We start from the raw sequence: 16,301 nt of genomic DNA, 5'->3' as shown, positions 1-16,301 counted from the left end.
TAGCGGCGCTCTAGATCATCGAGACTGAGATGGTCGGCAACCTGCACAAGGTTTGGCATGGCATAGCCCTTGTCGCAATACCTCCATTATGCTCCTTTAAACGGACTTGATATAAGGCAAAGAGATTAACTCCAAATAATCATTTTTTGAAGTAGGTCATGAAATCTTTAACATGGCTAGTTCATTTTGCTTTGTAGGTGACATAGGTTATGATCCGAATGATTTCTTCTGAAATATACACTTATTAAAGTAGACCTAAATTGTTCCCATTTTTGGAGTGGGTATAAGATAGCTTGCCTGTTCTAAAAGGTCGTCTACTTTGAGTTCTCGTTGCTGGCTAAAAGCTTCTCGAAGTGCTCCCATAAATAGTCGGTTGGTTAGATCTGAAGCTGTAAATGAAATGCCTTCATTTTTTGGCTCTTGTGAACCTGTCAAATGCACGAGTTTGGCAATTTGCTCCTCTGCCCACTCTAATTCTGGTAAGTATCTACGAATGATATCTGCCCGCACTTCATCAGCAGGACGCTCAAAAAAGAGATCAAGGGCAGCACGTCGACGAATGGCAGGATCAAGTGCATCTGGGCGATTAGTAATAAAGATGACTGCGATCGCCAAACCAGTTAAACGCAAATTATCAAGCCGTTGCAGCAGAGTGTTCAACCCAGCTTTATCCTCATGGTGCATTTGCTGGGTGTCTCGTCGAGCAGCAAGGGCATCTGCTTCATCTAACAAAAGTAACATTGGTTCTTTTAGTGAGGCAGCCCGCGCTTCCGCTTGAGCAAAAGCCTGTACAATTAAGTCGCTCATCTCACCGACCAAACCCGTCCCACGCACTTGTGAGTTGATTTTCAGGAGATGTACTTTTGCTTTGCTTCCAATTTGCCGTGCTAGAGGGTCTCCTATTGTTTCCGCCAGTACTGTTTTCCCTGTTCCAACATCGCCCTCTAGAAGAATCAAGGGTGTGCGGTTATGCAGTTGCTTGCAGAGATGCAGTACACGTCCTTGGTGATGTTCACGGCTCCATGCTTCTAACCGTTGCGGATAAAGCAGCATTTCCAATTCAACTAACAATCGTTTTTTGTGTTCGTCAAGTCCTATCAAACTCTCGTAAAGACTTCTAGCTGTTTCATCGGGATATACCCGTTCCACCTCAAAGAACTGCTGAACTTGCGATTCTGTTTGGCTTGCTCTCATACTGATAGGTTGTTTGAAAAGTTGTTCGTTGAAGTTGTTTGCAGAGGATGCTAGATGTTCAGACGTACAGATTATCTGAATTGCGGAAAGAGCCTCCCCTCGACAAACTTGATTGAATTCTGCAATCACTCTTTTTAATTCATCCGGGGCAACTTGATAACCCTCTCTTTCCAAGTAATCATTAAGGAAAGCTGGTAAGGCGGCTCGTTTAGCCAAATTCTTAGAGCGTGCCACCTGTTCTGCTTCTGCAACAAGTTCTAAAACACTGGCACGTAATTTGCCCAAGGGTGCTCCATCTGGGCTAACTAAATAAATAGGAGTGTCTGTCATAATCTGGTAAAGCGACTGCGGCTCAAACCTAAACCATCCTTTGAATAACTCCGTTCAGATGACCACTGACCACCGGTGTAATCCAGTTGGTTTGCAGGTTTCCATTGCAACTTCAGATCCTCTCGAATTAATTCCTTCTGGTCTTCAGGCATGCTTCGCCAGCGATCGCTGTAATTAATGCGTACTTGAAAATTAGATGTGGTCAGATCAAATCGATAACGAACACCGCCGGAGCGATCGTCAGCCAAACCTATATTGCCCCAAACAACCTTGTAATCAAGTTCCTCCATAACAACATTGCTTCCTGAGCATGTCCAAGTGAACTTAACTTGGTCAATTGCCTCCTCATTAATGAACACCCTGATATCGTTAATTAGCTTCTGGGCATAGTCTTCTGAGAAATAGCCATAATGATCCAAAATTGCCAGCAGGTCTGCCTGCACTTTACGAGTGACATGAATGACCTTACTTTGAGTACTGGTTTGGGTAGTAGAACGTGTGTAACTAGACGACATTAACTAGTCTTCTCCTTCAGACAGAGATCGAAATTCAGTCCCAAAAACTTGACACCACATATTTACAGCGCCTTCCTCATCTCCATCCAATTCATAACTCTTGGCTTCCATCATCCAGTCATAAGCACCCTGTACTCTTTCCAGGTAACTCAACCGAGTCTCTTCTGTCCAGTCTTTAGCGATATTATTCTCCAGGTTTACAGAATCCATAATGACGACTTGACCTGATGGAAAGACCAGTCCACTTGTATCGTGGTAGTCATCAAAAACAATTGGTTCAAGAAATTGATGTCTGAGCAGGAAGGAGAAGATTTGCCGCAAACTACTTTGCCACTCGCTGGTAACACCATAAGCATCAAAGGCAGCAGCCGTTATCAGATCGCAAAAAATAGAGGGCTGTGCTAAAACCTCTTGGCGATTGTTCCACCATTTCATTAACCGCACGAGTCGATTAAACTTAACTGGCCCAGGTACTTGATTGCTTTTGGCGGTGCGGTTACTGATGAACTGGTTATGACAGGTCACAGAAGTTAGCCGCCATCCGTCCGAGCGTGGAAGCCATCCTCCGTTCTCCAGACCTAACGAATCATCTCGGATAATCGGTGCTACATCCACGTTAAGCCTAATTCCACTGCGAAACTTAACTCGAACAGCACTTTTCAGGGTTTCAAAATCCTCTTTGGTTTTACTAGGATAGATTTCGTGAAGCCGCTTGCAAGTGAAATCTAAGAGTTTGTCTAACTCCTGCGTTGTTGCTCCGGTGCCGGAATAGTAAGCAGCAAGATCAACATCAAATATGTTTTCTGCTGTTCGGCGCAGGGAAGTAAATTTAGCATTTGAGCCAGCTTTTAGAACCTTCTCCAACTTGAATGTGCCGTTTGCGGCCACTTTTCCCTTAAGCTGCTCTACCATGTAGTTAGTCTGTCGGTTCGCCTCATTAATGTGGTCATCGGTAGGACGGATATTTTTGACAAACCTGTTGAACCTGCCAATGATAGTCATAAAATCTGATCTTGAGAATTTGCGTCGATCCTAGTACAAAAAAACTAAAATCGCCACATACAGAGTCCGGAAAAATAGAAAAGCATAGATAGCTCCTACATCTGGTCATAACCTGACTGTGGTTGGACAACACATTCTTCCCCCATGTATGCTTTCTCTAAATCAATCGCCCAATCATATCCCCGGTGATAATTCCATACAGTCACTGGTGGATGGATATTTTCCGATATTTGTTGCCCCAAGTGAAAGGCAAGGGTAACCGGACCTGCGTAGAAAAGATGAATTCTCTGACCTGCTGGCAGGTTTTGAGCAATCCAATCTAATGTCCGTCGAAATACTCGCCCATACTCTCGTACTTGCTCTTCACTTTGAACGACGCCACGTACAGGCTCAGGAACAACCGTCAAATCAATTTCAATTGCTCCTGATGGAGCAACTGTAAGAGCCTGGTCAGATAAAACCTTGTAGCTAACTGAAACACGAAGAACCACGTCCTTTGCCTGCCAAGAGCGGGAACCAGGAAGCCCGTAAACTTCCATTGGTGGAAAATTCTGTTCTTTATTAGGCCACGCCCAGGTATTAGAACCAGGACTGGGATGAAAGTCAAAAAGCCTTACAGGTACACGATCGCTGATTAGATGGCCCATCAATACCAATAATGGAAGGTGCGCCAACCCATGAAAAACAAGTTCAGTTTCGTTAGAACGAGCGATCGCAGTAGCAAACACTCCTTGAGGATCCGTTAGTCGTTGGACTGCACATGCCGGATCAGTAAAGACCCCACCTTTTATTAGAGGAGTGAAATCTAATGAGACCCTCTCTCTTGTCCGCCCTTTAAGGCCATCATTTAATCCGCTCAGAATTTCATCTGGGGCAATCACTCGGTTAGGTAAAGACTGGGCACAGATTATTAGTAGTGGCTTCTCTGGCTTATTCAAAAGTCGCTCTGTATTGAGAGGAGGTACAGGGCGATCGTGTAATAGCCCGATGGTAAATGCGGCGGCGGCATTCGCCGCATAACAATGCCAGTCATCATTTTTATCGGGATCAGCAAAATCACAAATCCCCCTAATCTCCATAAAACGAGGCGGAGCGTTGTGGCTCCTTGCTGCTCGCGCCACCCCTGCACCCTCCATCGCTACGGCTGCAAGCTTGGGACATGCCTGCAAAAGTTGGGGGAGTGTTTCTAAATCAGCGATAACTTTTTCACCGCTTGCAATCGGTTCAAAATGAACATTAGGCAATGTATCTTCAATTTGGGGGATCCCTGGTCGTACAACGGCAATTTTGGATTTCCACTCGGCTGCTTCATAGAAGTAAGCACGGCTACGAAGTAATGTGTCAGTTGGAAACTGTTCTGGACGATGCTGCTCACCTGTTGCAGTCAACTTTGCTGGTTCATAATAAAAGACAAATTTTGCGACAACTACATCACCCAATTCAACCTTGCCACGTACCCCGCCAGCAATCCCTACCATAAACAAATTTGCAGGTTGCCAGCGTTGCAGCAATCGAGTTGCGGCAGTAGCGGCTTCATCATTCCCCATATCCAGTAGCAGTGTTACGACTACTGTATAACACTCGCTTGTTCCTGGAATCTTAATAGAACCCCGGTAATACACCTGTGGCTCAAAATCCTCTTTGACAACCTCGTATTTGTCAAGACGGCTCAACACCGCGTCACGCTCAATTTTAAGCGCAGTTACAATGGCAAAATCAACGAGGTATGGTTGCATAGGAGCAATAAGATAAGACTTTTTCTGGCCAATGTGAAGTTCTCAGGCCATAGGGAAAGTGATGAAAAACGGACACGTCTTCTTCCGAGAAGGCCGTCATATCCGAGATTGGCTAAAGTGATCATTAACAACCAGAATTATTATAGAGCTCTGCAAAAGCTTGAAGCAAATCCTGGATATCTTGCGCCCGATCTTTAATTGTGAAGCCTCGGTTCGATGGTTTGTTCTGTTAGCATGGAGCGTGTTTTGAGCAGCAGCCACCAGCGGTGACCAATTACCTCAATGTAATAAGTTGGTGAGTGGATGCTATGTCTAAGCGCTGCACAGGTTTGTGTCTTCTGCCCATAGCGTGGACAGGCTGTCTATGGGATGGGGGGATGGATGAGCAAGCAGACCCATGTCCATAGCATCCAGAGACAGCGGGTGTATGTGGACGACGGAATTGAGGTACCAAGGAAGGCCGCAAAAAGCCTGGAGTGAAAGGAATCCACCAAGAGTCGGAGGACATTAATAAGCCGGAGTAGATTCGAGGCATTATTTCAATGGCTTGAGCATCCTGCTTGGGGCAAGCTCAGCCTACTTCACCGTCCCGATTATGTTGGCTTTAGATTATGGCTATGCATGGTCAATCGGGCGATCGCAATGGCACGATTACTTTCTCCCGCACCATACTTTCGACCTGCCCTTTCAGTTGGGTAACCAGGGCCTCGCGGCACTGGTTCGTTAAGAGGAGATGCATTGAACCCCTCTCATGCAAAGGATTTCGTGGGTTGATAAGGGGCGAGAGCAGAGGCCTATCGCCATCGCCGGAGTCGTCCGTTTCCCCAATCCCTAGTGCGGTCTAACCCAATTGTGGATGATCCGCTGGACATCTAAGACGCGCTGTAACCCTGAGCGAGTCTTAGCATAGAGATTCTGACGCCGACGATAGGCGCTACAGCGTCGTCTCAGGGCCGCATTCTGGGCCTCATTATGATTCGCATTCACCTCCGATATGAGGCTCATGGCGGTAAACGGATGCTCTGTCTTGACCCAAACCACACGTCGCTGGCCTTGAGACCCTTTGATTTTCATCGCCACCTCCAATCCTTCTCGCCAGACTTTTTGGGTGCGGTAGGCCCCCGGACAATCGCGAAGCGCCAGATAGACACTGGCCAAGTCCCACAATGCTTTGGCGTAGCGCCGCTCACCGTCAGTGAACCACCGAATATAAGAACGCACCTGTGCCCACTGCCAGGCCTGCTGCGTTCCCCGTTGAAACAGCAGTTCGTCCTTATGACCCGCCATCGCCGAGACCCAGTAGCGACTGCTGCGTTTAATGAAGTGGATTGTCCAACCTTCTGAGCTAGCGGGAGGATGGTTCTCGCCGATGCGAGTGTACACTTCATCCCCTTGTAGCGTCACCTCTCGATCCCCTGATGCCGGGGGTGACCACTGGTTAACCTGATTCGCTAAACGCTCTTCCCAGCGCAGAATCGTAGAATGAGATTTACCGAAAGTGCGGCCCGCCGCCCGCACCCCCATCCCTTCGGTGCGGCTAGTCAGCGCCGTGGCCACCACGGAACTAGGTGCTCGGAGGCGCGCCATCGGGGTGCCGGTGCGCTCATTAAACCTCTTACTGCAGTCGTTGCAGCGATATCGCTGAAGCAGCACACCCTCTGAGAGCGATTCCCGCCCATTCTTCACAACCTGGGGGCTCTGGCAGTGAGGACAATCCATGACTCTGAAGTAGTTGCATTGCAATCATTTTACCCATCACCGTCTAACAGACCAGTGTCCACATGTCAGAATCGTGTTAGCCTCGGCCAACTTCTCAAAAGAGTTGATCACCACCGTCATGTGGCTGAACGAACGCGACCTGGACATTCGCTGTGTCCGCCTTCAGTCTTACAAGCTTGGGGACGAGCGGCTGCTAGACATTGAGCAGATTATCCCTCTGCCAGAGGCGGAGGAATACCAGGTAAGAATTCGGGAGCAAGCAGAGGCGCAAAGGGCTGCCGCTCGTTCTAGCAGAGATACCACGCAATATAAGTTCCTGGGCCAGATGTACAACAAGCGCAACTTGGTACTGGCCGTAGTCACCCAGTACCTTCAGGAGCATCCCTATGCGACTTTGGATGAGCTGAGGCAGATGTTTCCCGATTTCCTTCACAGTTCCTTTGGAGTGGTAGCTCCAATTGAGAAAGCCGTAGAGAAGGGCCAAAAGCGCTATTTCCTGGATGAGAGCCAGATTTTACGGACAGGGGATAATCAAACTGTTGCGGTCTGCAACCAGTGGGGTATTGGCAATATTGGCCCCTTCCTCGACATTGCTAAGCAGCTTGGCCACGAAATAACAGCCCAATAAACTAGACACAGCCCTTTGTCCTTAACGTCGGTTAGCCGACGTTAAGCTTCGATGCATGCCCTTGGGACTAAACAAAGGTGAAGAGTCACAAGGGCTTAGAGCATTAGCTGTTAGCTTGGCTAAGCAGCAGATGTCGCTCCCTCACCTGAGATTCAACCCGCACCTATGGTCAGCACCAGCACACCAGACACCGCTTCTCCCTCCATACCCCAGGTGGGTATGCTCGCCACCCTGCGCAATCGCCGGGCGCTGATTGCGGCTGTCGAGCCCTTTGGCGCTGGCCCCGAGGGGCAAGTTCACCTGGTGCGGCTAGAGTACATCGACTCCGACGGCCCCCCTGAAGACAGCCTGATCTGGGAACGAGAAGTCAACAAGACCCTGCTGGAACCTACCGCTCTACCGCCCATTGAAAACTCAGACCCTATGCCCCCGGCAGAGTACGATGCCCTGTTACGGGCAACCCGGTGGACTGCTCTGTCACCGTTCCTGAGCTTCGATCGCACCTCCCCCCAAGCCCAACCCCCAATCGCCTCGCCCTTCTTTGGTGCCGTCCAGGTCGAAGACTTTCAGTTGGTGCCGTTGCTCAAGGCGCTTCAGATGCCGCGCATCTCGCTGCTGCTGGCAGACGACGTGGGCCTAGGCAAAACCGTGGAGGCGGGGTTGATCCTGACTGAGCTGCTGCTGCGTCGGCGCATTCGTCGGGTGCTGATTCTCTGCCCTGCCGCCCTGCGGAAACAGTGGCAGCAGGAAATGAAGACTAAGTTCGCCCTGTCCTTTGATGTGATCGACCGGGCCGAGACCCACGCTCTGCAAAAGCGGTTGGGGCTCGATGCCAACCCGTGGCGGACGTTTCCTCGCATTGTGACCTCTTATCACTACCTGCGGCAGCCGGATGTGCTGGAGCAATTTCGCGCGGCCTGCCGCCAGCCGGAGGGGTCGGCCCAGCTGCCGTGGGATTTGCTGATTGTGGATGAATCCCACAACCTGATGCCCTCCAACTTTGGGGAAGATAGCGATCTGTCGAAGATGCTGCGGGCGATCGCACCTTGGTTCGAGCACAAGCTCTTCCTCAGCGCTACCCCCCACAATGGCCACACTCGCTGTTTTTCGGGCCTGTTAGAGCAACTCGATCCGGTGCGCTTTACCCAAACCAGCGACTTCACCCCCGATATGCAGCAGCGTATTCAAGAGGTGGTGATTCGGCGGCTGAAAAAAGAGATTAACGCCCTGGACGAGCAAGAGGGCCGCACACCCCGGTTCTGTCGGCGGCTCACGGAGCCTGTGCCCGTCTATTTTTCCAGGGAGGAGCGACGGCTCTCGGAAGCGTTTGCAGCCTTCCGCAGTGCGGTGAAAAGCCTGATTGCGGCCTCCAGTAAAACCGACCAGCTAGCAGGAGGGTTCGCAGTGGAAGTGCTGAATAAGCGCCTGCTGTCCTGCCCTTACACCTTTGCCAATTCCTGGTTTCGGTTTCGCGAAGGCAACGTCCAGGAGGAAGGGGCGGAGGTGGGCGCAGTACAAGCCGCTCGACGGGCCACCCAAGAAGACCTGGACGATGACCAAGAGGCTGAGGGCCGATTCCAACATGCCGCTAAAACTACTGGGGCCTGGTTTCAGCCGTTGATTCCCCACCTTCAGGCTGAAATTGCGGCGGTGGATGAGGCCTTAGCTACCCTGCAACTGACCCCCAATGCTGAGGGCGAACTGCCATCCCCAGCTGTAGACGAACGGTGGGAGAAGCTGCTCGACACCATCGAAAAGTACCTGAGGGTGGGCAATAAATGGAAAGGGTCTGACCGGATTGTGGTCTTTACCGAATACAAAACCACCCTCGACTATCTGGGGCGACGACTGCGGGAAGCGTATGCCAATCAGCCAGAGGCGGTGCGCGAACTCTACGGCGGCATGGATGACCGTCAGCGAGACGAGATCAAGCAGGCTTTTAACGACCCCAATGACCCAGTGAAGGTACTCTTGGCGACTGATGCCGCCTCGGAGGGGCTCAACCTGCAAGAAACGGCCTACATCGTTTTGCACTACGACATTCCCTGGAACCCAGCCCGCCTCGATCAGCGCAATGGCCGTCTCGATCGCCACGGCCAGGCCCAGGATGTATTCGTGCTCCACTTCACCAGTGAGGATGATGCTGACCTGAAGTTTTTGGCGCGGGTGGTAGAAAAGGTCAACACCATCCGCGAAGAACTGGGTTCCATGGGGGAGGTGTTCGATGCTGCCTTTCAGCGGCGCTTTGTGGAGCTAGAAGACACCGATCGCGTGCTGCGCGGCCTAGACGATGCTGTGAACTATCGCCGGGGGCGATCGCGCATTCCTAGCTCTGAAGAGATCGTGGCGGGGCAGCATGCGGCAGCCGCCCTGCATACCCTGGAGCAGGAGCTAGACCTCACCCCTACAACCCTGACCCAAACCTTAGAAATTGCCCTAGGTATTGGGGTGGGCCTACCCCGGTTTGAAGCGCCCGACGACCAGGGCCGACTGCGCCTAAAGATGCCCATTCCCCCCAAGTGGGATGCGGCGGTTGATGATCACCTACGGCTGGGCAGCACCAACGGCCACCAGGGGCCGCTGCCCGCTATTGTGTTTGATTCTCAGCACTTTATCCAGATCAAAAACGATCGCCCCGTTTACCGCCCCGCCAAAGACACGGTGCTCATGCACCTGGGGCACCCCATGTTTCACCAGGCGTTGGGCATGTATGCCCGTGCCCGCTTCCCCGGCGGCACGGGGGATGCAGGCCAGAGCAGCCGCTGGACGGTGCGCTATGGCCAGGTGCCCGAGGGAGCCGAAGCGCTGTTGCTGCTGACGGTCGAAGAGCTGGCGGTGAACGAGCTGCGAGAGCCCTTCCACCATTGGGTGCGGACGCTGCGCTACCCCATTCAAAAGGGCGAGCTAGGGGAGGCGTTGCCCCATCTGGCGGCGGGTTTAGATGGGGTGGCTCCGCAGGCGGTGGATCGGGTAGCGGCAGACCGGGCTAGCGACCTGTGGGATGAGATCAAGCCTGATGTGCAGGCTGTGTTAAGGCAGCTGATTGAATCGCTGACCAGCCAGATTCAGGCAGAGCTGGCCACCCGCCAGACCGTAGCCCTACAGGAAGAGAGCGATCGCTTTAAGCATCGACTCAAAGAGGTGGAGCGGGCGATGAAAGAAACCACCCTACAAAAGCTAGAGAAAGAGCGCGACAAACTGCTGGAAGATATGCAGCAGCTCTCGCTGATTCCCGACGAGCGGCGATCGCAGGAAGACCGGCTGCGCGATTTAGACGATGAAATGAAGCGACGGCGGGGTCACTATCAAGACCTGGCCGAGCAGCTGAAAAAGGAGCAAACCCGCGTCCTCACTCAAATTTTACCGAAACGCTACACCCTACGCGGCGTAGCCCAGGTGTTTCCCGTTACGGTAGAGATTCGTTTGCCGGGGGATACCTAGTACTTAAAGGGTTTTGGGTAACGTCATGCGCTACTGGGTGCAGTATCACAACTTCGAAAAACTGGGCCAGCTTCCGGGCGATGGCTGTGGCATCAGTACAGATAAGCAGGAAGTGCTCGACACCGTCGGCGACACCATCTTTCTCATCGTCGGGATTTCAGAAAATCCCAGACAGTACCTACTGTGGGAACAGTTTGTCTGCAACGAGGTGTTAGACGATTGCCCCAAGCCCTGGCGGTTTGCGGCCCTGGGTGAAGGCTGGTTTTTAGTCCAGCGGCGGGGCCGAGAACCCTTGCTAAACATGCAGCCTGGCTTTAAGGAATACCTAGAATACACCGGTAGATTCGCCCGAGGATGCCACGAAGTCACAGATCACCCCTTTCTGGAGACCTTGCTGCAACTCTCTGAGAAGTGCAAACCTCGACCGAAGAAACCCGTTTAGCCTTTCTGTAGCCCCTGTCCAAAAGCCAAATAGTTAACTATGGCGATCGTTGCCCCCTTTGCTGCTCAAACTAGCACTGCCAACCACGACGACTGGTGGATTTCGCTCAAGCATGGGGGCCTGCTGATTGCTCCCTCCAAACTAGAGGAGTTTTTTGTTGCCAAGCAGTTGGTGCCCCTGTCGCGCTACATCGAGGACAAGCTGCGGCGCGATGTCACCCGCTTGCAGGATGGCGATCAGAGCCAGCTTGGCACCCTGCTAGATACGGTGTTGGAAGAGGTGCTGGGGCTCTCGAAGGACTTTTGGCAAAAGGGCACATCTGTCGATCGCGACTGGGCACAGCAGGCCATTACCCGCGAGCAAATCAAGCCCCGCCGGGTTTGGCAAGACGATCGCGGGGCCGTACTGCCCGTATTTGTAGCCGATGGCCAGGATCGGAGCGCCCAGGTGGCGCGGCTGGGTATTGGCCGAGGCAAGCGGGCTGTATCGCGAGTGATCGAGTGGCTGCGCAAGGCCGATCAAAAGGTGGCTTTGCTCACCAACGGCTACCAGTGGCGGCTCATCCATGCCGGAGCTGACTACGATGCCTGGTGCGAATGGGATATCAACCTGTGGTTTGAGGAAGGGCGACCGGGGCCTCAGGTAACGGCCCTCCGGCTGCTGCTGGGGGAAGCGTCCCTTCGGCCCGAAAAGGCAGAGGTGCCCAGCCCATTGATGGCAGCGATTCAGTCCTCGCGCCAGGGGCAGGCAGAACTGTCGGACGTGTTGGGGGAACGGGTACGAAAAGCGGTAGAGCTGCTGATTCGGGAATCTTCGACAGCGTTGGATGAAATGTTTGCGTCAGTCGTCAATCGTGAGTCGTCAGTTGATGGAACTGCCGACTCCACGGCTCACGCTCTTTTGACTCCCCCCTCATCCCGTGACATCTACATCGCCGCCAGCCGCATCATCATGCGCTGTGTGGTGATTTTGTTTGCCGAGGCCCGCGATCTGCTGCCTCGGGAAAACCCGATCTATCACAATTCCTACGGCATCCAGGGGTTGCGAGAGCAGTTAGACCGTATGGCTGGGGGGCGAGCCTCAGAGCGGTTGCGCAATAGCTACAGTGCCTGGCCTCGAATGCTGGCGTTGTTTCGCTTGGTGTATGAGGGGTCGGCCCATGAGGCGATTCCGGTGCCGCGCTATGGGGGCGGGTTGTTTACACCAGGCTTGGATGCCGCAACCGACCCCGTACTCCGCGCCCTTGCTGCCTTAGAGAATCCGATCCATGGGCCATCGGATGCGGTGGTGACTCAAATTTTGGAACTGCTGTGTCGTAGCAAGGTGAAGGTGCGCCAGGGGCGGCGGAGTACCTGGGTAGAGGCTCCGGTAGACTTCTCCGATTTGTCGTCGGAGTACATTGGCATTCTCTACGAGGGCCTGCTCGATTTTGAACTGCGGCGGGCCGCTGTCGATGACCCAATGATTTTCCTCAACCTGGGCGATCAGCCTGCGTTGCCCCTGACGCGGCTGGAGGGGATGGATGATAATGCGCTGTCATCACTGGTGGAAAAGCTGAAGCAGGCCGCGAAGCCCAGCGCCAGCGAAGAGGAGGACTCTGAAGATGAGGCCACCGAGGCCGAGGAGGAGATTGAAGTCGAGGCCGAAACGGAGGAGGAGGAAGACGCTGCGCTAGATGAGATCGAAGATAGTCAGGATGACCTGATTCAAAACCTGCGGGAGAGGGCTCATCAGTGGGCCATCCGAGCGGTGAAGGCAGGCAAGCTGGTGAATAAGCCCCGCAGCAGGAGGGCGGATGCCCTAGCGACCTACGAACAGCAAGTGAGTAATACGGCCAAGCGCCTGATTGCTAAAACTATTTTGCCGGGGGAATGGTTTTTAGTGAGGTGGGGCGGTACCCGTAAGGGCTCGGGCACGTTCTACACGCGACCGCAGCTGGCGGTGCCGACGGTGCAGCGAACGTTGTTGCCGCTGGCCTATACCCCACCTGTCAATGAGGCAGGGGAGCCGGATGAGATGGCTCCGATGGCCCAGTGGAGGCCGAAGGCTCCGGCGGTAATTTTGGCGCTGAAGGTGTGTGACCCTGCCTGTGGGTCGGCGTCGTTCTTAATTGCGTCGCTGCGGTTTTTGGTGGAGGCGCTGTGGAGCAGCCTATTTGAGCATGGCTGGCTGATCGAAGATGGCGAGCAGATTAGGGCAGGCATTCCGAATGATGCTCAGCCGGAGTGGTTTGTGGAGTGTGTGAAGAATCTGCCGCTGACGGTGGAGAGGGCGGAGGAATATTCAAAGCCTCGGCTGAAGCGGTATGTAGTGGAGCGCTGCATTTATGGGGTGGATATTAACCCGCTGGCGGTGGAGCTGGGGCGACTGGCGCTGTGGGTGGAGACAATGGATCGGTCGCTGGCCTTTAGCTTTCTCGACCACAAGATCAAGCCAGGGAATTCGCTGGTGGGCTGCTGGTTCGACCAGTTTCAGGATTACCCGATTATGGCCTGGGAGCGGGAGGCGGGGGATGCTACCCACAAGGGGGTGCATTTTGCCCAAAAGGTATGGACGAAGGAAATTAAGCGTCTTCGCAATGACGTTGTTAAAGAGGAACTGCGGGAACTGCTGGCCGGTGGGGTGCAGCTCTCAATGTTTGAGAATCGACTGATTCAGCCGCCAGAGCAAACCCACGACGAGCTTCTGGCCACGGTGGAAGATATCCACACGGGGGTGCTGAACCCAGAACAGCAGGCGGTAGATTACGAGAGGTCTGTACGGCAGAAGCAGGCGCTTCAGGAGCTTGAGTGGGCGTTTGATTGCTGGTGTGCGGTGTGGTTTTGGAAGGGGAACGACATGGAGGTGTCGCCCACGCCGATGCAGTTTGTCGATCCATCGCCGGAGGTGAGGGCGGCGGTTGAACAGGTTGCCCAGGAGTATCAGTTTTTCCATTGGGAGCTGGAGTTTCCTGGCGTATTTAGAGAAGCAGGATCGGGGTTTGATGCCGTTGTGGGCAACCCTCCTTGGGAAACGCTACAGCCAAACTCCAAGGAATTTTTCTCCAACATTGACCCGCTGTATCGCACCTATGGCAAGCAGGAAGCGCTGGCCTATCAGCAGCAGTATTTTGAGGCAGACTCTTCTATTGAAGAAGACTGGATGGCTTACTGTGCCAATTTCAAGGCTTGGGCCAACTGGAATAGATTTTCAGCTTATGCTTTTGGCGATGATGAGGCAGCGGGTAGCAGGTTTTTGCTATCGCGGCGCAAGGCTGAGGCGGAACTGTTAGCAACAGAATGGCGAAATCAACGGGCTAAGCGAACGGGCTATAGCGATCCAGAGCATTCTTATAGGTATCAAGGCGAAGGAAAACCTTATACCTACAAGATGTTTTCAGAATTGAGCCATGCCTTACTAAGAGATGGTGGACGCTTTAGCCTCATTATTCCTTCGAGCATTTACACCGACAAAGGATCTAGTTCTCTCCGTAGGCTATTCCTAAACCGCTGCCAGTGGACCCATCTCTATGCGTTTCAAAATGAGCGGTTTGTTTTTAGTGCCATTGACCATCGCAACAAAATGGCTATCATCAGCGTGAATAAGGGTGGCTACACAGAATCTATTGCTACCCGGTTTCGTCTAGGGCCAGGAGATTCACCCGAAGCTCAAGAATTGATGACCGATGCCCTGGATGATGCTCGCTTTTTGTCGGTGCCTGCGGCGCAAATTAAGCGCTTTAGCCCCAACACAGGCGCTCTGCTCGAAATTCGCACCGATCGCGACCTAAAGATTCTCGAAGAGATGTACGCCAATGGTGTGCTGCTGGGCGACGACAGCCCCCAAGGCTGGGGCATCCAGTATCGCCAGGGCGACTTTAACATGACTAGCGACTCCAAACTCTTCCCCCCTCGCCCCAAGTGGGAAGCGCAGGGGTATAAGCCGGATGAGTATGGGCATTGGTTGAAAGGAAAGTGGCAACCCTATGGTGGGGAGCCGGGAATCGGGAGTCGGGAGTCGGGGGTGATTTTGTCGGCAGATAGCCGCGAGGCGATTCACGTTAACGAAGTCGAAGACGTTGCCTTACCCCTTTACCAAGGCGTGATGATTCACCAGTTCAATTTCTCCCGTAAAGGGTGGGTTAGCGGCACTGGATTAAGAGCTATCTGGCGCGATATTCCTTTTGAAGAAAAATGTTTAGAGCCCCAGTTTTTGATTGGAGTTGAGAACTATTCTGAGAACAGCAAAAACTCTAGAGGCTTGCGAGTAAGCTTTCGTGATATTGCTCGTTCGACTGATGAGCGGACTTTTATCAGTAGTCTGCTTCCTGATTTACCTTGCGGCAACAAAGTCCCAATCCTAAGTGCTACCAGTCCTACTCCGAGAAATTTAGAGTTATGCTCTTTGATTAACTCGTTTACTTTTGACTTTTCGCTCCGCTCAAGACTTGGCGGAACTTCCCTAAATTATTTCATTGTTGCTGAACTTCCATTAGCAAAAAAAATACACCAAGGTTTGCAAATTGGAGCAGCCCAAGTTAACTTTGTCACCCCAAAGTTCGCTTCAGAGTGGCTAAAACTAAAACAACTTACTAATCCGAATATGCGTTGGCAGCAACTATGGGCAATTGCCCCTTACGAGCGCCTACGCATCCGCTGCGTCCTCGATGCTGTCGTTGCCAAACTGTATGGGCTAGATTACGAAGACTTTGCCTGGATACTCCAAGACTGCGATCATCCCTCCAACCATGTCAGCGACAGCACCTTTGCCCGCACCCTTGAACCCAAAGGCTTCTGGCGAGTAGACAAAGAAAAAGACCCCGAACTGCGCCACACCGTCCTCTCCCTCATCGCCTTCCACGACCTCAAACGCCTCGGCCTCGACGCTTTCCTCAACCTCAACAACGGCGAAGGCTGGATGCTGCCCGAAACCCTCCGTCTCGCCGACTATGGTCTGGGGCATGGCGAGCGCGCCCAAAACCATCAACCCGTCGCCTCCAGAATTGGCGCAGAAACCGCCAACCTCTGGGAATCGCCAGATGCACCTACCCTGGCTCCTGGCTCCTCGCTCCCAATGTACGCCAAATACCGCTTCCTCCCCTGGCAACTCCAAGGCACCCCCGCCGACTCCTGGGCCGAATGCGAAATGCACGCGGAGAATTTGAGGAGACTTCTCAGTACGTCTACCAAAGAAGCTGGGCACTCTATACCGAGTGCTCCTCCTACCAAAGTTATCGACAATCAGGGGGCTCCGATACAAACAGATTTATTTGGCAATCCAACCGAGATTAAGACTCGTAGAAAAGGCTAATACAA

General features: G+C 52.8%; 8 protein-coding genes and 1 pseudogene. 4 read left to right on the top strand and 5 right to left on the bottom strand.

Translation table 11 applies throughout. The features are described from left to right. Positions 1-255: 255 nt before the first annotated feature. The 5 genes and pseudogenes from H6F59_RS00755 to H6F59_RS00735 form a co-directional block, all read right to left on the bottom strand. Positions 256-1,524 (bottom strand): AAA family ATPase, encoded by a 1,269-nt coding sequence (locus H6F59_RS00755; RefSeq protein ID WP_190694303.1) that lies wholly within the window; start codon positions 1,522-1,524, stop codon positions 256-258. Continuing rightward, on the bottom strand, positions 1,521-2,039 hold the full coding sequence (locus tag H6F59_RS00750) for a hypothetical protein (RefSeq protein ID WP_190694301.1): 519 nt from the start codon (positions 2,037-2,039) through the stop codon (positions 1,521-1,523). The genes H6F59_RS00755 and H6F59_RS00750 overlap by 4 nt, the downstream gene beginning before the upstream one ends. A 3-nt stretch (positions 2,040-2,042) precedes the next feature. Next, positions 2,043-3,041 (bottom strand): CBASS oligonucleotide cyclase, encoded by a 999-nt coding sequence (locus H6F59_RS00745; RefSeq protein ID WP_190694299.1) that lies wholly within the window; start codon positions 3,039-3,041, stop codon positions 2,043-2,045. 95 nt (positions 3,042-3,136) lie between these two features. Beyond that, a complete protein-coding gene (locus H6F59_RS00740) occupies positions 3,137-4,777 on the bottom strand; it encodes an SAVED domain-containing protein (protein WP_190694297.1) in 1,641 nt (546 codons plus the stop codon). Between the two features lie 723 nt (positions 4,778-5,500). Beyond that, positions 5,501-6,496, bottom strand: a pseudogene (locus tag H6F59_RS00735) (IS1 family transposase). 118 nt (positions 6,497-6,614) lie between these two features. On the opposite strand from H6F59_RS00735, the gene H6F59_RS00730 reads away from it, so the two are divergent. The 4 genes from H6F59_RS00730 to H6F59_RS00715 all read left to right on the top strand — a co-directional run bounded on the left by H6F59_RS00730 (position 6,615) and on the right by H6F59_RS00715 (position 16,296). Further along, on the top strand, positions 6,615-7,124 hold the full coding sequence (locus tag H6F59_RS00730) for a hypothetical protein (RefSeq protein ID WP_206755187.1): 510 nt from the start codon (positions 6,615-6,617) through the stop codon (positions 7,122-7,124). A gap of 165 nt (positions 7,125-7,289) precedes the next feature. After that, positions 7,290-10,565: a DISARM system SNF2-like helicase DrmD gene (gene drmD / locus H6F59_RS00725; RefSeq protein WP_242021190.1), complete on the top strand. Its 3,276-nt coding sequence runs from the start codon at positions 7,290-7,292 to the stop codon at positions 10,563-10,565. A 25-nt stretch (positions 10,566-10,590) separates the two neighbouring features. Next, positions 10,591-11,007, top strand: coding sequence for a hypothetical protein (locus H6F59_RS00720; protein ID WP_190694330.1), 417 nt, complete (start codon positions 10,591-10,593; stop codon positions 11,005-11,007). Positions 11,008-11,046: 39 nt separating this feature from the next. Continuing rightward, positions 11,047-16,296: an Eco57I restriction-modification methylase domain-containing protein gene (locus tag H6F59_RS00715; RefSeq protein ID WP_190694295.1), complete on the top strand. Its 5,250-nt coding sequence runs from the start codon at positions 11,047-11,049 to the stop codon at positions 16,294-16,296. The last annotated feature ends 5 nt before the right edge of the window (positions 16,297-16,301 follow it).

Source organism: Nodosilinea sp. FACHB-141 (genome assembly GCF_014696135.1).
GTDB lineage: Bacteria > Cyanobacteriota > Cyanobacteriia > Phormidesmidales > Phormidesmidaceae > Nodosilinea.
The sequence above is the reverse complement of the archived record's forward strand: the minus strand, read 5'-3'. Positions and strand labels throughout refer to the sequence as shown.